The sequence below is a fragment of the Streptomyces sp. bgisy100 genome, assembly GCF_057709105.1.
In genome coordinates, this window is sequence record NZ_JBYITE010000014.1 from 16,653 (window position 1) to 40,908 (window position 24,256).

16 protein-coding genes and 2 pseudogenes are annotated in these 24,256 nt (G+C 75.4%); 9 read left to right on the forward strand and 9 right to left on the reverse strand.

Annotation, left to right across the window (positions count from 1 at the left end; genetic code table 11):
- Positions 1–17: 17 nt before the first annotated feature.
- Together AC3EQ1_RS12440 and AC3EQ1_RS12445 are read right to left on the reverse strand one after the other, a co-directional pair.
- Entirely contained in the window at positions 18–953 is a 936-nt protein-coding gene (locus tag AC3EQ1_RS12440) for a glutamate ABC transporter substrate-binding protein (protein WP_432094384.1), read from the reverse strand.
- Positions 954–1,045: 92 nt separating this feature from the next.
- A complete protein-coding gene (locus AC3EQ1_RS12445) occupies positions 1,046–2,425 on the reverse strand; it encodes a hypothetical protein (RefSeq protein WP_432094385.1) in 1,380 nt (459 codons plus the stop codon).
- Positions 2,426–2,927: 502 nt separating this feature from the next.
- Here AC3EQ1_RS12445 and AC3EQ1_RS12450 point away from each other — a divergent pair.
- Positions 2,928–3,218 carry a hypothetical protein gene (locus AC3EQ1_RS12450; protein ID WP_432094386.1) on the forward strand — a complete coding sequence of 97 codons (291 nt, stop codon included), beginning with the start codon at positions 2,928–2,930 and terminating at the stop codon, positions 3,216–3,218.
- Between the two features lie 35 nt (positions 3,219–3,253).
- Here AC3EQ1_RS12450 and AC3EQ1_RS12455 read toward each other — a convergent pair whose 3' ends face one another.
- The 3 genes from AC3EQ1_RS12455 to AC3EQ1_RS12465 form a co-directional block, all read right to left on the reverse strand.
- On the reverse strand, positions 3,254–4,468 hold the full coding sequence (locus AC3EQ1_RS12455; protein WP_432094456.1) for an N-acetylglucosamine kinase: 1,215 nt from the start codon (positions 4,466–4,468) through the stop codon (positions 3,254–3,256).
- Positions 4,469–4,584: 116 nt separating this feature from the next.
- The gene (locus AC3EQ1_RS12460; RefSeq protein WP_488187155.1) at positions 4,585–5,886 is read right to left on the reverse strand and encodes a family 4 glycosyl hydrolase; all 1,302 of its coding nucleotides are present in this window, start codon (positions 5,884–5,886) and stop codon (positions 4,585–4,587) included.
- Between the two features lie 335 nt (positions 5,887–6,221).
- Positions 6,222–7,343, reverse strand: a complete 1,122-nt coding sequence (locus AC3EQ1_RS12465) for a mechanosensitive ion channel family protein (RefSeq protein ID WP_432094387.1) — start codon at positions 7,341–7,343, stop codon at positions 6,222–6,224.
- A gap of 220 nt (positions 7,344–7,563) precedes the next feature.
- Here AC3EQ1_RS12465 and AC3EQ1_RS12470 point away from each other — a divergent pair, with 220 nt between their 5' ends.
- Complete coding sequence (locus AC3EQ1_RS12470) at positions 7,564–8,100, forward strand: HNH endonuclease (protein WP_351515286.1); 537 nt, start codon at positions 7,564–7,566, stop codon at positions 8,098–8,100.
- 344 nt (positions 8,101–8,444) lie between these two features.
- Here the strand turns inward: AC3EQ1_RS12470 and AC3EQ1_RS12475 are convergent, their stop codons facing one another.
- Positions 8,445–11,441 (reverse strand): beta-N-acetylglucosaminidase domain-containing protein, encoded by a 2,997-nt coding sequence (locus AC3EQ1_RS12475; RefSeq protein ID WP_432094388.1) that lies wholly within the window; start codon positions 11,439–11,441, stop codon positions 8,445–8,447.
- A gap of 485 nt (positions 11,442–11,926) precedes the next feature.
- Here AC3EQ1_RS12475 and AC3EQ1_RS12480 point away from each other — a divergent pair, with 485 nt between their 5' ends.
- The 4 genes and pseudogenes from AC3EQ1_RS12480 (at position 11,927) to AC3EQ1_RS12495 (ending at position 17,034) form a co-directional block, all read left to right on the forward strand.
- The gene (locus AC3EQ1_RS12480) at positions 11,927–13,348 is read left to right on the forward strand and encodes an amidase (RefSeq protein ID WP_432094389.1); all 1,422 of its coding nucleotides are present in this window, start codon (positions 11,927–11,929) and stop codon (positions 13,346–13,348) included.
- A gap of 403 nt (positions 13,349–13,751) precedes the next feature.
- Positions 13,752–14,048, forward strand: a complete 297-nt coding sequence (locus AC3EQ1_RS12485) for a hypothetical protein (protein WP_432094390.1) — start codon at positions 13,752–13,754, stop codon at positions 14,046–14,048.
- A pseudogene (gene malQ, locus AC3EQ1_RS12490) lies at positions 14,049–16,295 on the forward strand (4-alpha-glucanotransferase); the annotation flags it as partial.
- Between the two features lie 505 nt (positions 16,296–16,800).
- Positions 16,801–17,034: a hypothetical protein gene (locus tag AC3EQ1_RS12495; RefSeq protein ID WP_351515281.1), complete on the forward strand. Its 234-nt coding sequence runs from the start codon at positions 16,801–16,803 to the stop codon at positions 17,032–17,034.
- Between the two features lie 315 nt (positions 17,035–17,349).
- Here AC3EQ1_RS12495 and AC3EQ1_RS12500 read toward each other — a convergent pair whose 3' ends face one another.
- Complete coding sequence (locus AC3EQ1_RS12500; protein WP_432094391.1) at positions 17,350–17,613, reverse strand: hypothetical protein; 264 nt, start codon at positions 17,611–17,613, stop codon at positions 17,350–17,352.
- Positions 17,614–17,741: 128 nt separating this feature from the next.
- Here AC3EQ1_RS12500 and AC3EQ1_RS12505 point away from each other — a divergent pair.
- From AC3EQ1_RS12505 to AC3EQ1_RS12515, 3 genes and pseudogenes are all read left to right on the forward strand, one after another.
- Positions 17,742–18,257 (forward strand): annotated as a pseudogene (locus AC3EQ1_RS12505) (MerR family DNA-binding transcriptional regulator); the annotation flags it as partial.
- Positions 18,258–18,781: 524 nt separating this feature from the next.
- Complete coding sequence (locus tag AC3EQ1_RS12510) at positions 18,782–19,234, forward strand: thiol-disulfide oxidoreductase DCC family protein (RefSeq protein ID WP_432094392.1); 453 nt, start codon at positions 18,782–18,784, stop codon at positions 19,232–19,234.
- 61 nt (positions 19,235–19,295) lie between these two features.
- Positions 19,296–20,198, forward strand: coding sequence for a serine hydrolase domain-containing protein (locus AC3EQ1_RS12515; protein WP_432094458.1), 903 nt, complete (start codon positions 19,296–19,298; stop codon positions 20,196–20,198).
- 90 nt (positions 20,199–20,288) lie between these two features.
- On the opposite strand, the gene pepN is transcribed toward AC3EQ1_RS12515, so the two are convergent.
- The gene (gene pepN / locus AC3EQ1_RS12520) at positions 20,289–22,865 is read right to left on the reverse strand and encodes an aminopeptidase N (RefSeq protein WP_432094393.1); all 2,577 of its coding nucleotides are present in this window, start codon (positions 22,863–22,865) and stop codon (positions 20,289–20,291) included.
- Between the two features lie 271 nt (positions 22,866–23,136).
- Positions 23,137–24,162 carry an aspartate-semialdehyde dehydrogenase gene (locus AC3EQ1_RS12525; protein ID WP_432094394.1) on the reverse strand — a complete coding sequence of 342 codons (1,026 nt, stop codon included), beginning with the start codon at positions 24,160–24,162 and terminating at the stop codon, positions 23,137–23,139.
- Positions 24,163–24,256 lie beyond the last annotated feature (94 nt).

Consider the following 24,256-nt stretch of genomic DNA (forward strand, 5'->3'; position numbering starts at 1 on the left):
TGGGCGGGTGCGCACGGTCAGTCCTTCTTGTACGTGGGCTCGGGCGGGCCGTCGATGCCGTCCAGGTCGTCCTCGAGCCAGCGCTTGTACGCCTTCATCCAGCCGCTGTCGTCCCCGCCCTTGCGGTACTTCTCCAGGACCTTGTTGACCCGGCGTACCAGGTCTTCGTCGCCGAGGTTCATCGCCACGCCGTACGGCTCCCGGGTGAACGGCTCACCGACCAGTTCGACGGACGGGTCCTGGGCCGCCTGACCGGCCGCGAGGGCGTTGTCGGTGATCACCGCGTCGGCCCGGCCGAGCTGCAGCCGCACCAGGCAGTCGAGTTGGCTGGGCACGGTGGTGACCTTCGCGCCGTGCGAGGTCCTCCGCAGCTCGGCCTCGCCCGTGGAACCGGCCGCCGTGCACACCCGGCGGCCGCGCAGGGTGTCGTTGAACGCGGTGACCGGCGAGCCCTTCGGCACCAGCACCTGCTGCCCGGCCTCGAAGTAGGCGGTGGAGAAGGCGACCTGCTCGATGCGTTCGCAGTTGATCGTCATCGTCCGCACGATGACGTCCACCTTGCGCTGCTCCAGGGCGGGGATGCGCTGGTCGGTGGGGATGGCCCGGAACACGACCCGGCCGTCGGGGCCCAGCAGATCCTTCGCTATGGCCCGGGCCAGGTCGATGTCGAAGCCCTCGAGGTCCTTGGTGGCCGGGTTCCGGTAGCCCCAGCGGAAGCTGTTCTGGTCGACGCCCGCGATCAGATAGCCCCGGTCCTTGATGCGGTCCACGGCGGGCCCGCTCCTGCCGGACGGCTTCAGGCTCGCCTCCGGGTTCTTGCAGTCGCCGGCCACCGACTTCGGCGCCGCGGGCACATCGGCCGAGGCGACCGAACCGGCCCGGCCGTCCCGGGGGTCCGCCCGGTCCTGGGCGAGCGGCAGCAGACCGGCGGCGACGGCGCACGCCAGAGCCATGCCGGCAACGCCTCCCCAGCCGCGCAGCCGCCGCGGCGTTCTCCTGGGCTCGTGTCGCACTCGGCGCTCCCTCACCGGGGGCTCCCCTCCCATCACCGGTACTCCGACAGCCTGCGGCCGATCCCCAGCAGCGCGGCGGCGGCCCCCAGCAGCGCCAGGACCGCGGCGCCGGCCGGCAGTCCGGTGAACGCGCCCCGTCCGCTGTCCGCCGCCCGCCGGAACTCCCGCTGTTCGTGGGCCACGGCGGACGCCAGCGCGGCGTCCACCCGGTCGAAGGAGGCCCCGGTGGTGTCACCGCCGCCGATGACCCGCTGCACCGCGTCCTCGTAGGCGCCGCCCTCGTCCGTCTTCCGGGCCTCGGCGTGCCGCCGCTGCCAGACCCGGACCTCCGCCGCCGCCTTGCGCACCGGGTCCCGGCCCGCGGCGTCGTCGGCCAGCCGCTGGGCCCGGTCCAGCAGCGAGCCGCGGGCCGCCGCGCCCGTGCCGCGGCCGGCCAGTTCGGCCATCCGCGCCCGGTAGCCCGTCTCGTAGAAGTCCCGGCCGTCGGGCGTGAGCACCGCCCCGCGGGCCACCAGCGTCAGGCTCTCGTCCCCGCGGGCCTGCAGCGAGCCGGTCCGCGCCTCGTTGAGGACCTGGAGCGACCGCGCGCCGCTGTCCCGGGACTCGTGCAGACCGGCGGCCGCCAGGGCGTGCCCCGCCGCCAGCCACAGCAGGACGACCGCCGTGGCGCCGGTCGCCGCGAGCAGACCCTGGCTGAACACCCGGTTCGTCCGGAGGAATTCGCGCCGCTGGGCCCAGCCGAGCGCGCCCAGGGCGGCGGCGCCGGTGCCCAGGGCGGCCCACGGCCATGCCGTGGCCGCCGTGTAGTCCGCCTCCAGCCGGGCGGTCTCGGCCTCGTACAGCGCGCGGGCGGCGGGGAGCAGCCGCGTCCGCATCCGCTCGTTCGCGTACCGCAGATAGGCTCCGCCGAGCGGCAGCCCCTGCCGGTTGTTGGCCCGCGCCTGCTCGACCAGGCCGGTGTAGACGGGGAGTTCCTCGTTGAGTGTCGCGATCCGGCGGCGGGCCGAGCCCGAACCCTCGCTGTTGGCGGCGGCCTTCACCAGGAGCGCCGACGCGGTGTCGATGTCCCGTTCGTAGCGCTCCCGCACCTCGGGCGGCCACTGCCCGCCCGCCAGGAAGCCCGCCGCGGCGCTGGTGTCGGCGTCCGCGAGGGAGCGGTGGATGCTGGCGGCGTCGGCGCTCAGCGGCTGGCTCCGCCGCACCACGTCGTCGGCCGCGGCCTCCCGCTCGGAGGTCTGCCAGGCCGTCACCCCGCCGAACGCGGCGACGAGGACGGCCAGCAGGGCTCCGATGATCCGCAGCCGTCCGGGCTCGGTGGCCGATCCGGCCCGCAGCCGGTCCAGCCCCTCGGCCCAGGCGGTCGGGCGTGCGGGGGCCGGTGGTGCCGCCGTCCCTGTCGGCGGGTGCGTCACTGGACCTCCCCCTTGGTCGCTGACCGTGGCCCGTCGCCCCCGTGGCGCAGGACAGGTACCCGGCCTGAAGTATGGCCGTGGTGACCGGTATCCACACCGGGATTGACTGGATCTTGTTCGGATCGCTACCGAACACGCGGGCCGGCGGTGCACGGGAGACCGGCCCCCGGTGTTCATGACGCGTACCGTATCCGTTCGGTTCCCATGTGTGGTCGGCCCCGGTTGCGGCCGGGAGGGAACGGGCGGCGCGCGGTTTCCTGTTCGCGCCGGGCGGGTTCGGGTGCCGTGGAGGCCGCTGCCGGCATGGGGGCTCCCTGGTGGTGCGCCGAGGCGGGTGGCCGTTGGCCGGGCGCCCGGTCGGGCCCGGATGCGCCGGTGGCGCCCGGATGAACTCCCGCGCTCCCGCACGCCGGTGACGATGCGTGTCTCTGTCGATACGTTCGGTCGTGGGCGGACTCCCAGCCGTCCCACCGCTCTCCCTCTGCCACTGGAGGAACGTCCCATGCGACGGATCGCCACCACGCTCGGAACGCTCGCCGCGGCCGTCCTGCTCACCTTCGCCGTCCCGCAGTCCGCCGTGGCCGCCTGGGGAGTGCTCACCGTCAACCACATCAGCCACTGGAATCCCGGCGGCTGCTACCGCGTCAGCGGCTTCCCGGCCACCGTGGAGAACGGCACCGACGCCCTGGCGTACGTCTACACCGGCACCGACTGCTCCGGCGAGCTCGACTCCGTGGTGTACCCGGGCGACCGCGGCCTGTCCGAGCTGGGGAACAGCGTGTACGTCCCCTGAGTGCGGGTCTGCCGCACCGCCGCGGGCCGTCCCCTCTACCGGAGGAGGGGGCGGCCCGCGGCGTCCCCGTCTGCCGGGCCGTCCCCCGGGCCGTCCGCTGCGCCGTCCCCGGAGTCCTCCGCTGTGCAGTCCGCCGGAGCGTCTGCCGGGAAGTCGGCCGGGGCGAAGTGCGCCCGCAGCCGTGCGGCCACCTCCGGTCCCGCACCGAGCCGGTCGAGACCGAGCAACGCCGCGCCCAGCACCGGGGGTTCGGTCACCACCCGGGGCACCGCCTTCGGGGCGCGCGCGGCCAGCGCGGCCGTGATCCCGTCCAGCAGCAGCGGGTGGCGGGCGGCGAGCACACTGCCGCCGAGCACGACCGGCACCTCCTCGCCGAGCAGCCCGAGCCGGGTCAGGGCGACCACCGCCAGCGCGACGATCTCCTCCGCCTGCCGCCGCACCAGGGCGCGGGCGGCAGGGTCGCCGGCCGCCGCCGTCGCGAACAGCAGGGGCGGGATCTCCCGGCGGCGCGCCCGCGGCACCCGCCCCAGGTGCAGCGCCTCGATCAGCGCGCCCATGTCCGGCAGCCCGAAGTGGGCGGGCAGGGCCGTGGCGAGAGCGGTCGGCCCGCCCCGGCCGTCCGCCGCCCGCGCCGCGCACCACAGGGCCTCCTCGGCGAGCTCCGCGCCGCCGCCCCAGTCGCCGGAGAGCCGCCCCAGCGCGGCGAACCGGGCCGTGCGCCCGTCCGGCAGGAGGCCGACGCAATTGATGCCGGTGCCGCACACCACGGCGACGCCCCGCGGCTCGTCCACGCCCGAACGGAGCACGGCGAAGGTGTCGTTGACGACCTCCGTCGTGCCGCCCCAGCCCCGCTCGTGCAGGGCCTCCCGCAACTGCCGCTCCTCGACCGGGAGATCGGCGTTGGCCAGACAGGCGGCGACCTGGACGGCGTACGGCAGGTCCTCGGTGCCGAGCCCGGCCGCCCGGGCGGCCCGCCGGACCGTTCGCTCCAGGGCGTCCACGGCGGCGCCGGTGCCCACCGCGGGAGGGCGGAACCCACCGCCGCGCGCGGTGCCCAGCACGCTGCCGTCCGCGCCGACCAGCGCCACATCGGTCTTGCTGTTGCCCGCGTCGATGGCCAGGACCAAGGCGTTGGGGGCGGTCGCTGGGCCCGGGACGCCCGGGGTGCCCGCCGGGACCGGGGGGTTGGGGGCGGTCGCTGGGCCCGGGACGCCCGGGGTGATCGCCGGGACCGGGGCGCCGGGGCTCATCGCCGGGACCCGGGTGCCGGGCGCGGCGGCCGGGGCCGGGCCGCCCGGCGCGACGGCCGCCCCGGCTTCCGCGTCCGGGGCCGGCACCCCGGCCCGCCCGCCGTCCGCCGGGGAGTTCAGGCCCATGCCAGATGCTCCCGGTTGTGGGCGATCAGCCGGTCCGCCAGCGCTTCCGCGGTCCCGTACCGGCCGATCAGCGGGTGGGCCAGCAGGGCCTTCACCACCCGGTCGCGGCCGCCGCGCAGGGCGGCGTCCAGGGCCAGGTCCTCGTACGCGGCGACCCCGGCGACCAGCCCCGCGTACAGCGGGTCCAGCGGCGCCACCGGCAGCGGCACCGCGCCCCCGGGGCCGACCCGGGCCGGGACCTCGACCACCGCGTCGTCCGGCAGGAACGGCAGCACACCGCCGTTCGCCGCGTTGACCACCTGGATCTCCCCGGCGCCGTCCCCCAGCAGGGCGGCGGCCAGCGCCACCGCGGCCTCCGAGTAGTAGGCCCCGCCGCGCCGGGCCAGCAGCGCGGGCTTCTCCGCCAGCGCCGGATCGGCGTACATCGCGAGCAGCTCCTGCTCCATCGCCGCCACCTCGGCGGCCCGGGCCGGCCGGTCCCGCTGCTCCGCCACCACCTCGTCGTGCGTGTAGAAGTAGCGCAGGTAGTACGAGGGGACGACGCCGAGCCGGTCGAGCAGGGCGCGCGGCAGCCGCAGGTCCGCGGCGAGGGCGGCGCCGTGCGCGGCGAGCAGCGAGGGCAGCAGGTCCTTCCCGCCGGGCCCGCCGAGCCGGACGGCCCGCTCCCAGGTGAGGTGGTTGAGCCCGACGTGGTCGAGATACAGCTCCTCGGGACGCAGCCCCAGCAGACCGGCGAACTTCCGCTGCAGCCCGATGGCGACGTTGCACAGCCCGACGGCCCGGTGACCGGCCCCGAGCAGCGCGCGCGTCACGATCCCGACCGGGTTGGTGAAGTCGATGATCCAGGCCCCGGGATTCCGCCGCCGCACCCGCTCGGCGATCTCCAGGACCACCGGCACGGTGCGCAGCGCCTTGGCCAGCCCGCCCGCGCCGGTGGTCTCCTGCCCCACGCAGCCGCAGCTCAGCGGCCAGGTCTCGTCCCCGGCGCGGGCCGCCTGCCCGCCGACGCGCAGTTGCAGCAGGACGGCGTCCGCGCCGTCCACCCCGGCGTCGAGGTCGGCGGTGGTGACGACCCGGCCGCCGTGGCCCTGCCGGGCGAGGATCCGCCGCGCGAGGCCGCCGACGAGCTCCAGCCGGTCAGCCGCGGGGTCGACCAGCACCAGCTCGTCGAGCGGCAGGACGTCCCGTAACCGGGCGAAGCCGTCGACGAGCTCGGGGGTGTAGGTGGATCCGCCGCCCACCACCGTGATCCTGCGGGGGCGCGGGCCCCGCTCCCGGGAAGCATCCGGCATCGGCCCTCCAGGGCTGTCGGTGTCGCGACTGCTGTCGGTGACGGCGCCGTCGGCATCCGGGTCGTCCCTCGGCGTACCTCCGGGGACCGGTGGCGACCTACGGCCGATGCTCCCGCAGCGGCCGGTCCCGCCGCAGCGTTGTGCGGGAAAAGGCCAGTGCTGGGGAAGACCGGTGTGCGAGAGGGGGAGCGAGTGGCGCAGCCCGGTCCGCGCGGGATCACGGGCCGGTCGCACGGCGGAGGACGAAGGGGGCACCCTCCCCGAGGGTGCCCCGGACACACCACGGCCCCCTCCGCGAACGGAGGGGGCCGTGGGGAAGCGGGCGGCGGAGCCCGCTACTTCGTCAGATTCGTGCCGCCGCCGCCTGCCGGGGGCGCGATCGGCGTCGCGCTCATCGACTGCGGCGACGACGGGTTGCTCAGCGCGGACGGCGCGGCCATGCCCGCCGTCGGGTCGGCAGCGCCCTCCGCCGCCTCCAGCGGCAGCCCGCCGACGATCCGGATGCCCGCGGTGTCGAACGCCTGCTTGACGCGCCAGCGCAGCTCCCGCTCCACCCCGAGCGCCTTGCCGGGCATGGTCTTCGCCGCGATCCGGATCACCATCGACTCCAGCGTCACCGAGTCCAGGCCCAGGACCTCCACCGGGCCCCAGAGCCGCTCGTTCCAGGGCTCCTCCTTGGCCATCGCGTCGCCGGCCTCCTGGATGGTGCGGCGGGCGGTCTCCAGGTCCTCGTCGTAGCGCACCGGCACGTCCACGGAGGCCGTGGCCCAGCCCTGGCTCTTGTTGCCGATCCGCTTCACCTCTCCGTTGCGGACGTACCAGATCTCGCCCTCGTCGCCGCGCAGCTTGGTCACCCGCAGTCCGACCTCGATCACTTCGCCGGCCGCGACGCCCGCGTCGATCGTGTCGCCGACGCCGTACTGGTCCTCGAGGATCATGAAGACGCCGGAGAGGAAGTCGGTGACCAGGTTGCGGGCGCCGAAACCGAGGGCCACACCCGCGACACCGGCACTGGCGAGCAGCGGGGCCAGGTTGATGTTCAGGATCGACAGGACGGTGAGCGCCGCCGTGCCGAGAATCACAAAGGATGTGACACTGCGCAGCACCGATCCGATGGCCTCGGAGCGCTGCCGGCGCCGTTCGGCATTGACCAGCAGACCGCCCAGCGCGGTGCCGTCCACGGCCTGCGCGGTGCGGTTCATCCGGGTGATGAACTTGGTGATCGCCTTGCGGACGACCGACCTGAGGACCATCGCGATGACGATGATCAGCAGGATCCGCAACCCGGCGCTGAGCCAGGTCGACCAGTTCGCCTCGAGCCAGCCGGCTGCCTGGGAGGCGTTGTCCTGCGCCTCTCGGAGCGAGGGCGCTGTTGTCGTCGTGCCAGTGGCCAGCAACCAGGACACAGCAGAAACCTTCCGTGTAGACCACGGGCCGCGGGGCGGCCCACCCGCCATGAGGGGCGCGGGCAGACCAACCACACTAACGGGGCAAGCGGAATGATCCGTTGCTCTGTTCGAGAGAGCGCGGGTTTCGGCGGGGGAAGAAAAGGGTGTGGTCGAAAACACTCTGGATGCGTTACCCGGACGTGGTGGCGCCGCGACCAGGCATGAGGAGAGACTGAGAACAGATCGTCCCGGCGCGAGCCACGCGCCGCCGGCGTACAAGGAGGCACCCGTGCCGCACGTCCTGGTCCTCAACGCGTCGTACGAGCCGCTCGGCGTCGTACCGCTCCGCCGCGCGCTCATCCTCGTCCTCAACGACAAGGCGATCAGCCTCGAGGACTCCGGCGCCCTGATGCACAGCGCTACCACTGTCATTCCCGCACCCAGCGTCGTCCGTCTCAAGCGCTTCGTGCGGGTCCCCTTCCGGGGGCCCGTTCCGCTCACCCGCCGCGCCCTGTTCGCCCGTGACGGCGGCCGGTGCGCGTACTGCGGTGGCGTCGCAACCAGCGTCGATCACGTCATTCCGCGCAGCCGCGGCGGCCAGCACGCCTGGGAGAACGTGGTGGCCGCATGCCGCCGCTGCAACCACGTCAAGGCCGACCGGCACGTCGCGGAGCTGGGCTGGCGGCTGCGGCACCAACCCGCCCCGCCGTCCGGACTGGCGTGGCGGATCATCGGCACGGGGCATAGAGACCCGCGCTGGCTGCCATACCTGCAGCCGTACGGCGCGGACGACGCGATGGCCCGGATCGACGGCATATCTGCCTGAGACCGGGCCTCAGTCGTCCCTGCCGCGCCCCGCCCGTCACCGCCGTCCGGGCGGGGCGGGCGTTCTGCTGTGGCGTACGGGCCGGGGGCGGACCGGCGGGGCCGGGCGCACCGGCGGTGACGGGCGGGGCGCACCGGAGCCGGCCGGCGTGAGAAACGCCTCCCCGGAGATCCGGCGTCCGTTCCCGCTGATCCGGCGGACGGCGCCCGAAGCCGTTTCAGGGCCGGAGCGGGGCACAGCGCTCCGGACCGCCCCGTCCCCGGGCCGGGTTCGCGGTACCCCCGCCGTGCGGGCGTCAGGGGGCACCACGCGACCTCATCGGGCGCCCGTGGTGCAAGGCCCCCTCAGTCGCTGACGGCGTACGCCTCCACCGACCAGAGCGAATAGCCGAAGCGGGTGGCGCGCCGGTCGCCCTGGATCCGGACGAACCGGGTGTCCTTCGGTGCGTCCAGCCCGACCGTCTCCCGGCCGCCCCGGCCCTCCCGGACCGTCGCGGCCGTGCGCCAGCGGCGCCCGTCGGGCGAGACCTGCACGCGGTACCCGGCGGCGTACGCGTCCTGCCAGTGCAGCACCAGCCGGCCGACCCGGGCGGGCCGCTCCAGCTCCAGCTGGAGCCAGGCGCCGTCCTCGACGGGGGAGGACCAGCGGGACCGGGGGTTCCCGTCGACCGCGGCCGACGCGGGGAAGTCCGCCGTCTCGTCCCCCGAGGAGGTGGCCTTCGCGCGGCGCGCCAGATCCCGGCCCCCGGCCCGCGGGAACGCCCGTACCGCCAAGGTGCGCCGCTCCCCGCCGAAGTCCACGGGCACCTCGTACCGGCCGGCCCGGGTGCCCTCGGGCACCGAGACCCGCACCGGCACGGTCGTCCTCGCCCCGCGCGGCGCCACCGTCTCCTCGGGAACCTCGACCCGGATGCCCTTCGGGGCGTCGGCCACCAGCCGGCCGCGGATGCGCGAGGGGCGCTGCGAGGTGATCTCCGCGGTGACGGTCTGCGGCTCCCCGCCGATCTCGGCGTCCGTCTCGCCGCTGCTCAGCTCGAACCGCGCCGCCGGGGTGTCCGCGAACCACGGCACCAGGCTGTGCACCGCCGGGGCCTCGCCGTCCTCCGGCCAGGACAGCCGCAGCGCGTCGGCCCGCATCCCGCGGCCCTGCAGCTGGGTCCAGCCGTCGTCGGACAGCGCGCCGACCCGGCGCCAGCCCTCACCCGGGACGTGCGCCCGCACCGTCACCGCGGTCCCGGCGCGCCCGGCCGGCTCGGACAGCGCACTCACCGCCGCCAGCGGCCGGGCCCGGTCCAGGGCCAGGGTCAGCGAGGACGGGCCCTCGGTGAAGGACGTACGGGACCGCACCCGGTCCGCGCCGGTCCAGTGGTCGCCCAGGCGCAGGGCCTCCGTCAGGAACGGTGACAGCACGCCCCGGCCGACGGTCGCGGACTCGGCGCCGATCTCCTTGCGCAGCCGGCGGACGTCCAGCTGGGCCCGCCAGGCCCGCGGACCGTCGTCCGCCGCCTGGGCCAGCAGCATGTCCACCGCGCGTCCGCCCGCCTCGCCGTACCGGGCCAGCTGCGCCAGCCAGGGCTTCGCGTCCCGGGCCAGCGGATGGCCGGACAGCCGCCGCGGGGCCTCGCGCATCACCGCGAAGGCGTGGTGCAGCCGCTCCGCCGCCGCGGCCAGCTTCCGGCGGTCCCGGCCCGCGTAGGCCTCCCGGAGCTCCGCCATGAGGGGCCGCAGATAGGCGGACTCGTCCCCGCCCAGCATCGACGAGGCGTCGTTGCCCGCCAGCGCGGCCACCGCCTCACGGGTCTCCCGGTCCGGGCCCGCGAGCTCGGCCACCGCCGCCGTCCAGGACTCCCGGGGGCGGTAGCCGCGCGGGTTCCAGGCGTAGTCGGCGGCCGTGAACAGCGGGATGCGCGAGGCGGCCGGCTGCTCCATCGCGTTGGCCAGCAGGGCCGCCGAGCCGGTCGCGACGGCCGGCTCCCGGCCGGTGTAGGGGCCGAGGAAGAGGCGGTCCTGCGCGAAGTCGTTGACGGGGTAGTTGTCCATGGTGAACAGCGGGTGGTCCAACGCGGCGCGGGCGTCCCGGAGTTCGCCCCCGGTGATGGTCCGCGGCACCACGCCCACCCCGGTCCACGCCACCTCCACGCGCTTGTCCAGCCGCTCGGCGAGGGCGTGCCGGTAGTCCGTGGCGCCGTCCTGGTAGAACTCGGTCGGCATCAGGGACAGCGCGGGCGCCTCCGGGTGGCGCTCGGCCAGCCGCCGGGCCACCGCGTTCGCCACCCGCGCCTGCGCCTTCGCCGCGGCCGCGGGCCCGGAGCCGAACCGGTCGCCGTCCTCGTCGCAAGTCCACTCGCTGTAACTCACGTTCTGGAACTGCAGCTGGAACGAGCGCACCCCCAGCGCCCACATCGACTCGACCTTGCGGCTCAGCGCACGCAGGTCCTCATCCGAGGAGAAGCAGAACGCCTGGCCGGGGGAGACGGCCCAGCCCAGGGTGACGTGGTTGCGCCGGGCCCCCTCGGCGAGCCGCCGGAACGCGGCCCGGTCGGCGGCCGGGTACGGATCGCGCCAGCGGGCCTGGCGGTACGGGTCGTCGCCGGGCGCGTACAGATAGCGGTTCTGCTTGGTGCGGCCCATGAAGTCGAGCTGGTCGAGGCGCTGTTCGAGGGACCAGGGCGAGCCGTAGAAGCCCTCGGTCATCCCGCGCACCGCGGTCGTGGGCCAGTCGCGCACCTGCACCCCGGCGAAGGACCGTGCCCCGTCCCGGCCCACCGTGAGCTGCCGCAGCGTCTGCGCGGCGTGGAACAGCCCGTCCGGCCCGACGCCGTCGAGCGCCACGGTGTCCCGGCCGCCGACCCGGCCCGACGCCAGCCGGTAGCCGCCGGACGGCAGGTCCCCGCGTGCGGGAGCCCGCAGAGCGCGCAACGCGTCCTGCGCGCCCCGCCGGTCGGCTCGTACGACGAGTCCGCGGGAGGGCAGCGGGGCATCGGGACGGTGGTCCACCACCGTGCGGGCCCCGGCGGACCGCAGCGCGGCGCGCAGTACTTCCAGGGCGTACGGATCGGTGCCGTCCTCCGCCACCAGCACGACCTCGTCGGTCACCCGGACGGGTGACCCCTGGGCACGTGCCTGCTGCGGCCGGGGCCAGACGGCCGGAACCGCGCTGTCGCTCTCCCGGTCCTCGGCCGCGGCGCTGGAGCCGCCGCCCGGCTGCGGGTGAGGGGCGGCCACCGCGCCGGGAGCGCCGCCGAGCAGCCCGCCGATGAGCGCGGCCGCCAGCGCCGTCGCCCCGGCCACTCGTCCGCCCCGCTCCCGGCGCCCGTACGGTCCGCTCCCCCGCAGCTGCACGGCTGTCTCCTCGCCCGGTCGCTGGTGTGCCGATGGGCACCGAGCCCACCACCCGCTTCACGGGGGTGTCAACGACGGTGACCGATGTGGGCGGGTTGCTCCCCGAGGAGACCACTCGCCCCCCGCGCGCGGAGCGGCGCACGGTCCCACCGGGCGCCGTGCGAACTCGCCCTGACGGTGCCTCGACTGTGCCACGGGCGGGCGGTGCCGTACCCCGTGACTGCTCCCCGGGCCTGCCCGCTGTACTGAGTGGCTGTTCCTCCGGGCGGGCCCGCTGTACGGGGCGCTGTTCCTCCGGGCGGGCGGTCGTGTCCTCGGTGGCTGTTCCCCGGACGGGCGGTGCCGTTCCGGGTCCGGCCGGCCACCGCCGGTTCCTCCTGCGCGGGGCGCACGCTCCGGGGCGGGCCGCGGGCGGTACGAACCGCGCGCTGCGGCCGCTCTTCGGCCACCGGCCCCGTGCCCCACGCGCGCCGTACAGTGGCCGAATGGTGGACCCGCACGAGCTCACGATGCTGGAGCAGGCAGCAGCGATCCGGAACGGCGCCCTGTCACCCGTCGAACTCGCCGAGCACTATCTGCGCCGGATCGAACGCCTCGACGCCACCGTCGGCGCGTACTTCACCGTCACCGCGGACCGCGCGCTCGACGATGCCCGCCGGGCGGCGGACCTCCTCGCCCGCCGGGGCGGCGGTGACCTCCCGCCACTGCTCGGGGTGCCGCTGCCGGTCAAGGACCTCGACCCGGTGCCCGGCGTCCGCTGGACCGGCGGATCGGCCGTATTCGCCGACCGGACCGCGCCGCCGGAGGCCGCCACCCACCTCGTCGGCCTGCTCGAACGCGCCGGGACCGTCCTGCTCGGCAAGACCAGCACCCCCGAGTTCGGACTCCCCGCGTACACCGAGAGCCGGGTCGGCCCGCCGGCCCGCACCCCGTACGACCCGGCGCTCGGCGCGGGCGGCTCCAGCGGCGGCGCGGCAGCCGCCGTCGCCGCGGGGCTCGCTCCCGCCGCGCCCGGCAGCGACGGCGGCGGCTCCATCCGCATCCCGGCGAGCTGCTGCGGCCTCGTCGGTCTCAAGCCGAGCCGCGGCCGGGTCAGTCCGGCACCGCTGGGTGACGTCAGCGGGCTCGTCACCGCGGGGCCGCTGGCCCGCACGGTCCGCGACACCGCGGCGCTCCTCGACGTCATGGCCGGCCCGGTGCCGGGCGACCCGTCCCCCGTCGCGCCGCCGGCCGGCCCCTTCCTCGACTGGTGCGAGCGGCCCCCCGGCCGGCTGCGGATCGGCCGCTGGGCCCGCCCCGACGTGCCGGGCGTCGAGGTGGCGCCGGAGGTGCTGGACGCCTACGAGAAGACGTCCGCCCTCCTCGCCGAGCTGGGACACGAGGTCGTGGAGGCCGAGCAGCCGCTGCGCCCCGGCGACCGGGACGCCTTCACGCCCGTCTGGGCGGTGCTGTCCGCGCTGCCGCCGGTGCCGCCGGAGCGCGAGGACGAGCTGATGCCGCTCACCCGCTACCTGCGCGACCGGGGCCGGGCGACCGACGGCGTGGACTACGCCCTCGCGCTCGCCGCCATGCAGGCCGCGGGGCGCCGCTTCGCCGCGGGGGTGGCGCCCTTCGACGCGGTGCTCACCCCGACGCTCGCCCAGCTCCCGCAGCCGGTGGGGGCCCTCCGCAACGACGCGGACCCGGCGGCCGACTTCCGGGCGCAGCTCGCCTTCACCCCGTTCACCGCGCCGTGGAACATCGCCGGACTGCCCGCCGTCTCGCTGCCGCTCGGCTGGACCGGCGCGGGGCTGCCGGTCGGCATGATGCTGGGCGGGCCGCACGGCTCGGAGGGCCCGCTGCTGTCGCTCGCGGCCCAGCTGGAGGCCGCCGCGCCCTGGCGGGACCGGCGGCCCCGGGTGCGCTGAAGCGGAGCCTCGGAGGGGGCCGGAGGAGGCTGGGGCGGGCCGGGCCGGGTTTCTCGGTGCAGAGCCGGCCGGGCCGGGTTTCCGCAGTGATGGCGGGGCCGGGGTCGTGGGCATCGCTGCTGGTGGCGGCCCTGATCGGGCACGGTCGACGGGCCCGGCGGCCGGCCTGCCGTCCCCGCCCCTCGTCCCTGTGATCGTCACCGCCGCCCAGCAGAAAATCCGCCGTCGGGGACGCCCGTTCTCCGGCAATCCCTGCGCCCGGGAGCCCGTCCGGCCGTGAAATCGGGCACGGTATGCCTATTGTGAGCTGGGACACCTTCCCCGGGCGTTTACGTCTGCTCCGGCATCCGCTGGGTAGGGCTCGATCTGACCCACTGCCGAGGAACACCCAGGGAGGCCCCTCGTGGCCACGTCCGCACCTCTGCTTCTGTCCACCCGTTCCAAACCCGCAGCCCCCGTCGTCGAACCCCTGGATCCCATGCCCGCCAACCCGCTCGACCTCGACGGCCTGTCCGACCCGGACTCCGGCCTGGACGGCGCGAGCTCCAGTGAGTGGGCCGAGCCGCCGCTCACCAGTGAGCCGCCGCTGGCCGACAGCTGCCCCCTCACCAGCGAGCCGCCGCTCGCCACCGAACTTCCCCTGACCAGTGAGCCGACCGCGACCGGCCAGGGCGCGGGTACGGAGTCCATGGAGGTCTAGATGGGCCTTGCGCGGCTCGCCGCACTGCACGGAGTCGCCACCGCGTACGAGCCCTCGCCGGGCCGTACCGTCGAAGTGCCCGAGGACACGGTCGTCGCCGTCCTCGCCGCGCTGGGAGTCGACGCCACCACGCCCCGAGCCGTCCGAGCAGCCCTCGACCTCCAGGCCCACCGGGCAGCGGACCGCCTGCTGCCCGAGACCCTGGTCCTGCGCACACCCGTCGCGCCTGCCGCGCCGCCCCCGACCGCCCCGCTCGCGGCCGGCGGCGCGCCCGCGACCGGCACCGCGGCCCCCGGAGCCCCGTTGCGGGGCCTCCCGGCCGCGGGCGCCCCGGTCCCGTCCCTCCCGGACGGCACCGTGCTGCACATCGAGACCGAGCGCGGCGAGCATCTGCCGTGGGACACCGCCGCCCTCCTCCGCGGAATGACCCCGTCCGCGGGGACGCCGGGCCCCGGTCCCGCGCACCGGCTCCCGCTCGGCACCCATCTGCTGCACGCCACGGCCCCCGACGGCCGCACCGGCCGAGCCACCCTGATCGTCGCCCCGGACTGCGTCCCGCAGCCCGCCGCCCGGACGTACGGCTTCCTGGTCCAGCTCTACTCCGTCCTCTCCGCCCGCTCCTGGGGCATGGGCGACCTCGGCGATCTGGCCGACCTCGCCGCCTGGTCCGGACGGTCCCTCGGCACCGGATTCCTCCAGCTCAACCCGCTGCACGCCGCTGTGCGGGGCCGGGACACGGACCCGACCGACCCCTCGCCGTACCGCCCCTCCTCCCGCCGCTTCCCCGACCCCGTCCACCTGCGGGTCACCCAGGTCCCGGAGTACGCCGACCTGACCGGCCCGGCCCGGGACCGCGCCGCGCGGCTCGTGGGGCAGGCCGCCGCGTTACGGGACGGGGTGCTCCACGAGGGCGCCCTGATCGACCGCGACGCGGTGTGGCGGCTCAAGCGCGAAGCCCTGGAACTGGTGCGCGCCGTGGAGCCGGGCCCCGGCCGCCGCGCCGCCCACGCCGCCTTCCTCGCCGCCCAGGGGCAGGCCCTGGAGGACCACGCCACCTGGTGCGCACTGGCCGAGATCCACGGCCCCGACTGGCACGCCTGGCCCGCCGGCCTGCGGGATCCCCGCTCCGCGCACACCGCACGGGCCCGCGCCGAGCTGCGCGACCGCGTCGACTTCCACCGCTGGCTGGCCTGGCTGACCGACGGCCAGCTCGCCGACGCCCAGCGGGCCGCGCGGGACGCCGGGATGGGCATCGGCCTCGTCCACGACCTCGCGGTCGGGGTGCATCCCGGCGGCGCGGACGCCTGGGCCCGGCAGGACGCCTTCGCCGCCGGCATGTCCGTCGGCGCGCCCCCGGACGCCTTCAACTCCCGGGGCCAGGACTGGGGGCTCCCGCCCTGGCGGCCGGACGCGCTGGCCGCCGCGGGATACGCCCCGTACCGCGAGCTGCTGCGCGGCCTCCTCCGGCACGCGGGCGCGCTGCGCATCGACCATGTGATGGGCCTGTTCCGGCTGTGGTGGGTGCCCGAGGGCCACGAACCGACGCAGGGCACCTACGTCCGCTACGACGCCGAGGCGATGCTCGGCACGCTGGCCCTGGAGGCGCACCGCGCGGGCGCGGTGGTCCTGGGCGAGGACCTGGGCACGGTAGAGCCGGGCGTCCGCGACGCCCTCGCCGGACGCGGGGTCCTGGGCACCTCGGTGCTCTGGTTCGAGCGCGACTACGCGGGCGCGGCGGACGGCCCCGCCCGTCCGCTGGAGCCGGAGGCCTGGCGCGCCGGCTGCCTCGCCACCGCGACCACGCACGACCTGCCGAGCACCGCGGCGCGGCTCACCGGTGAGCACGTCGAGCTGCGGCACCGGCTCGGGCTGCTGTCCCGGCCGCTCGCCGAGGAACGGGCCGCGGACGAGGCCGAGGTCGCCGAGTGGCTGCGGCTGCTGCGGCGGCTGGAGCTGCTGCCGGAGGGCGTCGAGGACGAGGAGGAGACGATCCGGGCGGTCCACCGCTTCCTCGCGCGCACTCCGGCGAGCATGGTCGGCGTCTGGCTGCCCGACGGCGTCGGCGACCGCCGGCCCCAGAACCTGCCCGGCACCTGGGACCAGTACCCGAACTGGCGGCTCCCGGTCGCGGACGCCGACGGCCGCCCGGTCACCCTGGAACAGCTCGCGGCCTCCCCGCGGCTGCGCGCGCTGATGACGGGGCTCGCGGAACGGATGCCCGGGCAGGCCGGGCCGTCTCCGGCGGCACATTCTCCGGCTGCACCGACTTCGGCCGTTCCGTCTCAGGCCGCGGCCGGGATGCCGTCGGCGGGAACCGCGGTGACCGTGCCGGCGACGGCCGGGGGAGCAGGTGCGGCCGGGGCTGGTGAGGCGGGGGCGGAGGTCCCTGCGGCGGACTCCGCGGACTCCGGCGGAATCTCGGCACCGGGCAGCACCACAGCCCCCGGCACCAGCACCACAGCACCCGGCAGCCCCACAGCCCCCGGCAGCCCCACGGAGCCCGTGCCCGAGCCGCCCGGCCGCCCCGACGCGCCCGTGCCGTCGGAGCCCGTGGGACGGTCTGGGCCCGGCCCGTACGGTCCGGACGACGCGCCCGAGCCGCGGCGCCCGACGGACGGGGACGACCGCCCGCTCCGTCCGGCTCCCTGAGGCGGCTCACCCGCCGCTCCGCCCCGAGGAGCGTCCCGGCCGAGGGGCTCCGGAGGGGCACCCCGGCCGCGCAGGCCGCGGAGCCGCCCGCTACGGTGACCCTGTGGACAAGAAGAACACCCTGCGCGCCGGAGCTGTCACGGCCGGTACGACGCTGATGATGCTGCTGATGTCGTCCCCCGCCCTCGCGCTGACCCGCGACGCCGGCGACGACCCGGGCCCGGGCCTGAGCGTCGGCGAGACGCTCGGACTCTATGTCTTCGCCCCCATCGTGCTGTTCCTGGTGATCACTGGCCTGGTGATGGTCGGCGACAAGAGCCGCAAGCCGCAGGGCTGACGCACGTCCGCGTCACCTCCGCGGCGACGCCACGCGAGCAAACCTGAGCGCGAGGGCGCCCCGGCCGAGCGAGGCCCGGGGCGCCCTCGCGCTGCGTACGGCCGCTGAGCGGCTGTTCTCCGGGGTTGGCGGCAGGGCATGCGGTGCGCCGCTGGCGTTCCGGTGCCCGGCGCCCGCCGTACTGATGCCCGATGCCCGATGCCCGATGCCCGTGCCGACGCCCGGCGTCCGCCGCGGAACGGGGACGGTGGCACCGTCCCGCGCGGGACGCCGGTGCGAGGCGCCCCGGGAAGGACCAATCCCGGTGGTCGCCGATCAGCCCCCGGTGGTCGCCACCACGCTCCACTGCCCCACTTCGCGGTAGTCCGAGTCGTGGACGGCCGAACCGTCGCCCGGCCGGAGCGGGTAACGGCGGAGGTTCCCGGCCCAGTACCGGAGGATGCGGCCCAGCTCGCCCGCGCCGTCCTCCGTCACCTTCCCCTCGTTCAGATCGACTTCGAGAACGAATTTCACGTCTGTCGCCTCCAGCTCAAGGAACTGCTCAACTCCGGTCAGCGGGCCCGGTGTCCATTTTTCCATTGCATTGCTATGAGGGACTTGGGCACGGTTGCCGCAGGTGGGCCAGAGGAGATGACCGAAAAGTCTCAACCGGCGGTGAGACACCGGGGCGATCGTGCCGGCCCGGGGCGCGAGGACGGGGAGGCGGCATGGCGGACCGGCTGCGCGCGGCCGACCTCGCGCGATCGGCGGGGATTTCGGTGCAGCAGCTCCGCAACTACGTCGACATGGAGCTGCTCCCGCCGGTCGAACGCACCGCCGGCGGCTATCGCGTCTTCACCGCGGTGCACGCCGATGCCCTGGCCGCCGCTCGCGCCACGGCCGCCGGACACGGCTGGGCGACCGCCCGCGCCGTCCTGCGGGCGATCCACCGCGACGACCTGGCCGCCGCCCTGGCCGCGCTGGACGCCGGCCACGCCCGGCTGGACCGGGAGCGCGCCGAACTGGCGGCGGTGCACGACGCCTTGAGAACCGTGTGGGCGGGTCCGGCACCACCGTCGGGTACCGCCCGTGGCGGCCTGCGGATCGGCCCGGTGGCCCGTGCCGCGGGCGTACGGCCGGCCGTCCTCCGGCTCTGGGAGGACCGCGGTCTGCTGCGGCCGGACCGTGAACCGGCCACGGGATACCGCGTCTACAGCCGCTCGGAGCTGCATCTCGCGCAGGTCGTGGCACTGCTGCGGCGAGCCCACCACCCGCTGCCCGCCATCGCGGCGGTCCTGGACGAACTGCGCCGGACCGGCAGCCCCGACCGCCTGCTCGACGAACTGACCGACCGGGAACGGGAGCTGCACCACCGGGGCCTGCGCTGCCTCGCCGCCTCCGCCGCGCTCCACGGGTACCTCCAGCGGCACGGATACCTCCGGGGCACGGGTATCTCCAGCGAGGGGCCGGGACGATGTGAGGCCCGCGGCCGTTACGGCATGAGGCCTGCGGCCGTTACGGCATGGGGCCCGCAGCCGTACGGCATGGGGCCCGCTGCCGTACGGCTTGACGCCAACGGCCGGCCGGCAAACGCCAACGGCCGTCCGGCAGGGCGGGGCCGGTGGCCGGCGCGGGCTGCGGGGCGAGCGGCCGTGCATGCGCGGCTCCACGGCCGGGGGACCGAGCGCCCCTTCCGGCCCGGTGGCCGAACCACCGGGCCCGGTGCCGCAGAATGGCAAGCGACCGCGTGTGCAGAGGGGGATTCGCCATGGCGTCCGAACCAGCGCCGAACGAGAGCCGGACCGACGGGCCCGGCCGTCGCCACCACCGCCCGGCGGACGGCCGCGACCTGCCGGTCCTGGCCTTCGACGGGGACTGCGGCTTCTGCCAGCGGACGATCGACACGCTCACCGCCAGGGCCCGGCCCAGGATGTCGGCCGTGCCGTGGCAGTCGCTGCCCGACGCGGTCACCGGGCCCCATGTCGAACGGCTCGACCACGAGGTGCTGGTGTTCCGGGGTGCCGCCGTCGTGTGCGGCGGAGCCGACGCCATCGCCGCGTACGTACGGTCGGCGCCGGCCCGCCGCTACCGAGCCGCGGCGGCGCTCCTCACCCTGCCGGGGGTCCGCTTCTGCGCCCGGCGCGTCTACGCCTGGGTCTCCGCCAACCGGCTGCGCATGCCCGGCTCCACCGCGGCCTGCGCGGTGCCGCGGCGCGACTGACCGCCCCGCGCCCGCATCCCCCGCCGTCCGCACGCCATCCCCGAAGGGAAACCCACCGACCGTGCGTCGTGTCCCCACCTGTCTGTTGAGCAGCCATGCGGCACCCCGAGTGAGCCACGGGCACGACCCGGACGCCTTCGTGGAGATCGGCTCGCTCACCAAGATCCTCACCGGAACCCTGCTCATGCGGCTGGCCGCCGCGGGCACACTCGACCCCGACGATCCGGTGGAGCGTTTCCTCAACGCCCCGGCGGGCACCGGCATCACGCTGCGGCACCTCGCCGAACACACCTCGGGGCTCCCGAGGCTGCCCCCGGGCCTGGCCGGCCGGGACCCCTACGCCGCGTTCACCGACGATGCGCTCCGCGCCCTGATCCGGCGGCTGGACGGGCTCACCACCGCGGCTCCCGGCGCGTCGACGGAGTACTCGAACCTCGGATACGCGGTGCTCGGTGCGGCCCTGGTGGCGGCGGGCGCGCGTCCCTACGGGGAGCTGGTGCGGGAGCACGTCCTCCAGCCCTTGGGCCTGGAGCACGGCGTGGCGGCCCGTCCGCCGGGCCGACGGCTGGTCGCACGGGGGCTGTTCGGGAGGGAGCTCAGGCCCTGGACGATGGACGGAGCGATCCTCCCCGCCGGGGGCATGTGGGCCACACCGCGGGCCACGGCCGATCTCGTCATCGGCCTTCTGGTCGAGGGGAGTCTCGGTGCCCCGGCCCCGACCTGGCAGTCGGCTGCCGGGCTGACCTGGCACAACGGTGCCACCCGGAACGCCTCCGCCTTTGCCGGGGCCTTCCCGGACGGCCAGTGGGTCGTGGTGCACCGACTCGGCGGCTCACCGGAGCGGACGGACGCCATGGCGGTGGAGCACCTGAGGGAGACCCGCCGCGACTGGCCGGGGGAGGAGCGGTCGGCGGAGGACCGGTCGGGGGAGGACCGTCCGGCGAACGCCTCCCCGTCCGGCTGACTCTCCGGGGCGGAGGTGCTGTCCGTCGGCCCCACGCACGAGGGCGCCCCAGGACCTCGTCCCGGGGCGCCCTCGTGCGTGCGGTGCCGGTCAGGCCCGGCCGGCTGCCGCCGCGTCCGCCGCCTGGGCCTTCAGGGCGCGCTCGACACCCGCCCGCGACTCGGTGACCAGCCGGCGCAGTGCCGCCGACGGCTCGGCCGACGCCAGCCAGGCGTCGGTGGAGTCCAGCGTCGCCTGCGAGACCTGGAGCACCGGGTACAGCCCGACCGCGATCTGCTGGGCCATCTCGTGGCTGCGGGTCTCCCAGATGCCCTTCACCGCGGCGAAGTACCGCGGGCTGAACTGCGCCAGCAGCTCGCGCTGGTCGGTCTGGACGAAGCCGCCGATCACCGCCTCCTGCACCGCGTTCGGCAGCTCGTCGGACTCCACGACCGAGGCCCAGGCGTCGGCCTTCGCCTCCCGGGTGGGACGGGCCGCGCGGGCGGTCGCCGCGTGCCGCTCGCCCGCCGACGTCCGGTCCCGCTCCAGCTCCGCCGCGATGGCCTTCTCGTCCGCCCGGCCGGTCGCCGCCAGCCGCTGGAGCAGCGCCCAGCGCAGCTCGGCGTCGACGGCCAGCCCCTCGATCGTCTCGGTGCCCTCCAGCAGGCCGGAGACCAGGTCGAGCTGGGCGTCGGTGCGTGCCGTGGCCGCGAACGCCCGGGCCCACGCCAGCTGGTGGTCGCTGCCGGGGCGGGCCGCGCGCAGCTGCTCCAGGGCGGTCTCGGTCCACCGCGCCAGACCGGTCTCCCGCCAGTCCGGGGCGGCGTACAGGTCGAGGGCCAGCTTCACCTGGCGGTGCAGGGACTGGACCACGCCGATGTCCGACTCCTTCCCGATGCCGGACAGCACCAGGGCGAGGTAGTCGCGGGCGGCCAGTTCGCCGTCACGGGTCATGTCCCAGGCCGAGGCCCAGCACAGCGCCCGCGGCAGCGAGGCCTCGAAGTCGCCCAGGTGCCGGGTGACCGTGGCCAGCGAGTCGGCGTCCAGCCGGACCTTGGTGTAGGTGAGGTCGTCGTCGTTGAGCAGGATCACGTCCGGGCGCCGCTTGCCCGCCAGCGCCGGGACCTCGGTCAGCTCACCGTCGACGTCCAGCTCCACCCGCTCGGTGCGGACCAGCCTGCCGTCCTGCAGGTCGTAGCAGCCGATGGCGATGCGGTGCGGCCGCAGCGTCGGCTCGCCCTGGGCGCCCGCCGGCAGCGCCGGGGCCTCCTGCCGGACGGCGAAGGAGCGGATGGCCCCCGCGGAGTCCGTCTCGATCTCCGGGCGGAGGATGTTGATCCCGGCGGTCTCCAGCCACTTCTTCGACCAGGCCTTCAGATCGCGGCCGGAGGTCTCCTCCAGGGCGCCGAGCAGATCGCTGAGCCGGGTGTTCCCGAAGGCGTGCCGCTTGAAGTAGGCCTGCACGCCCTCGAAGAACTCGTCCATGCCGACGTACGCCACCAGCTGCTTCAGCACCGAGGCGCCCTTGGCGTAGGTGATGCCGTCGAAGTTGACGAGGACGTCGTCCAGGTCGCGGATCTCGGCCATGATCGGGTGGGTGGACGGCAGCTGGTCCTGCCGGTACGCCCAGGTCTTCATGGAGTTCGCGAACGTGGTCCAGGAGTGCGGCCACTTGCTGCCCGGCGCGTGCGCCTGGCAGGCGATGGAGGTGTAGGTGGCGAACGACTCGTTCAGCCACAGGTCGTTCCACCACTCCATGGTGACCAGGTCGCCGAACCACATGTGCGCCAGCTCGTGGAGGATCGTCTCGGCGCGCGTCTCGTACGCGGCGTCCGTGACCTTCGAGCGGAAGACGTACTGGTCGCGGATGGTCACCGCGCCCGCGTTCTCCATCGCGCCCGCGTTGAACTCCGGCACGAAGAGCTGGTCGTACTTGGCGAACGGGTACGCGTAGTCGAACTTCTCCTCGAACCAGTCGAAGCCCTGCCGGGTGACGTCGAAGATGGCGTCCGCGTCGAGGTGCTCGGCCAGCGACGGACGGCAGTAGATGCCGAGCGGCACGCTGCGGCCGTTCCCCTCCCAGCTGCTGTGCACGCTGTGGTACGGGCCGACGATCAGCGCCGTGATGTAGCTGGAGATCCGCGGCGTCGGCTCGAAGCGCCAGACGTTGTCGGCGGGTTCGGGCGTGGGGGAATTGGAGATGACCGTCCAGCCCTCGGGGGCCTTCACGGTGAACCGGAAGGCCGCCTTGAGGTCCGGCTGCTCGAACGACGCGAAGACCCGGCGGGCGTCCGGCACCTCGAACTGGGTGTAGAGGTACGCCTGCTGGTCGACCGGGTCGACGAACCGGTGCAGGCCCTCACCCGTGTTGGTGTACGCGCAGTCGGCGACGACCGTCAGCTCGTTCGGGCCGGCTTCGAGCGACGGCAGGGCGATCCGGCTGTCGCGGAAGACCTCGGCGGGGTCGAGGGCGGTGCCGTTGAGCACCACGTCATGCACGGCCGGCGCCACCAGGTCGATGAAGGTCTCCGCCCCGGCCTCCGCGGAGTCGAAGCGCACCGTGGTCGCCGACCGGTATGTGCCGCCCTCCTGGGCCCCGCTCAGGTCGAGGTCGATCTCATAGGAGTCGACGTGCAGCAGGCTGGCCCGCCGCTGCGCCTCCTCGCGGGTGAGGTTCGTGCCAGGCACCTGGTCATCTCCTTGTTTTCCGAGTCTTTCCGGCCATCCTTCCACGCGCGGCGGGTGCGGACGGAGGAATGATCCACGCGGCTGCGGACGGGCTCCGTGGCCGTCGCGGCCGCGCGGCGTACCCGGTGGTAGGGCGTCCGGGGGCCCGGGCGGTGCCGTCACCCCGCCCGACGCGCCGCGTCGTCCGCCCCGGCCCGGTGGGAAGCCGAACGGCCGGACGCCCCGAGGGGACGTCCGGCCGCACAGTGCGACGCGCCCGCGGGCGCCCGCGTCAGCTCAGCTCCGCCGCCACCAGCTCGGCGATCTGCACGGCGTTCAGCGCCGCGCCCTTGCGGAGGTTGTCGTTGGACAGGAAGAGCGCGAGACCGTTCTCCACGGTCTCGTCGACCCGGATGCGGCCCACGTAGCTCGGGTCCTGGCCCGCGGCCTCCAGCGGCGTCGGGATCTCGGAGAGGGCGACACCGGGGGCGCCGGCCAGCACCTCGTACGCCCGCTCCACGCTGATCGGCCGGTCGAACGCGGCGTTGACCTGGATCGAGTGGCCGGTGAAGACCGGGACACGGACGCAGGTGCCGGAGACCTTGAGGTCCGGGATCTCCAGGATCTTGCGGCTCTCGTTGCGGAGCTTCTGCTCCTCGTCGGTCTCGAAGCGGCCGTCGTCGACGATCTTCCCGGCCAGCGGGAGCACGTTGAAGGCGATCGGCTTCCGGTAGACGTCCGGCTCCGGGAAGTCGGCGGCCGACCCGTCGTGGGTGAGCTCCGTGGCCCGGTCGGCGACCTTGCGCACCTGGCCGTCGAGCTCGGCGACGCCGGCCAGACCGGAGCCGGACACGGCCTGGTACGTGGTGGCGACCAGGGCGCTCAGACCGGCTTCCCGGTGCAGCGGGCGCAGCACCGGCATGGCGGCCATGGTGGTGCAGTTCGGGTTGGCGATGATGCCCTTGGGGCGGTCCACCGCGGCGTGCGGGTTGACCTCGGCGACCACCAGCGGCACGTCCGGGTCCAGCCGCCACGCGGACGAGTTGTCGATCACGACGGGGCCCTGCGCGGCGACCTTCTCGGCGATGGCGCGCGAGGTGGCGCCGCCGGCCGAGAACAGCACGATGTCCAGGCCGGAGTAGTCGGCGGTGGCCGCGTCCTCCACGGTGACCTCGCCGTCCCGCCACGGGAGCGTCCGTCCGGCGGAACGGGCGGAGGCGAACAGCCGCAGCTGCTCCGCCGGGAAGTCCCGCTCGGCCAGCACCTTGCGCATGACACCGCCGACCTGACCGGTGGCTCCGACGATTCCGACCTTCATCCGGCTTCCTCTCCGCAGTGGCCGTCCGGGCTGGTACGGCCTGACCCTCATCATGAGCCGGTGAGGGTCCCGAATGTCCAATCGGTCGTCCGGA

What these genes read in the sequence shown, in the direction of transcription:
- AC3EQ1_RS12440 (WP_432094384.1), bottom strand. Translation starts at nt 953, where the DNA reads ATGGCTCTGGCGTGCGCCGTCGCCGCCGGTCTGCTGCCGCTCGCCCAG.
- AC3EQ1_RS12450 (WP_432094386.1), top strand. Translation starts at nt 2,928, where the DNA reads ATGCGACGGATCGCCACCACGCTCGGAACGCTCGCCGCGGCCGTCCTG.
- AC3EQ1_RS12455 (WP_432094456.1), bottom strand. Translation starts at nt 4,468, where the DNA reads ATGAGCCCCGGCGCCCCGGTCCCGGCGATCACCCCGGGCGTCCCGGGC.
- AC3EQ1_RS12460 (WP_488187155.1), bottom strand. Translation starts at nt 5,886, where the DNA reads ATGCCGGATGCTTCCCGGGAGCGGGGCCCGCGCCCCCGCAGGATCACG.
- AC3EQ1_RS12465 (WP_432094387.1), bottom strand. Translation starts at nt 7,343, where the DNA reads ATGGCGGGTGGGCCGCCCCGCGGCCCGTGGTCTACACGGAAGGTTTCT.
- AC3EQ1_RS12480 (WP_432094389.1), top strand. Translation starts at nt 11,927, where the DNA reads ATGGTGGACCCGCACGAGCTCACGATGCTGGAGCAGGCAGCAGCGATC.
- AC3EQ1_RS12500 (WP_432094391.1), bottom strand. Translation starts at nt 17,613, where the DNA reads ATGGAAAAATGGACACCGGGCCCGCTGACCGGAGTTGAGCAGTTCCTT.
- AC3EQ1_RS12510 (WP_432094392.1), top strand. Translation starts at nt 18,782, where the DNA reads ATGGCGTCCGAACCAGCGCCGAACGAGAGCCGGACCGACGGGCCCGGC.
- AC3EQ1_RS12525 (WP_432094394.1), bottom strand. Translation starts at nt 24,162, where the DNA reads ATGAAGGTCGGAATCGTCGGAGCCACCGGTCAGGTCGGCGGTGTCATG.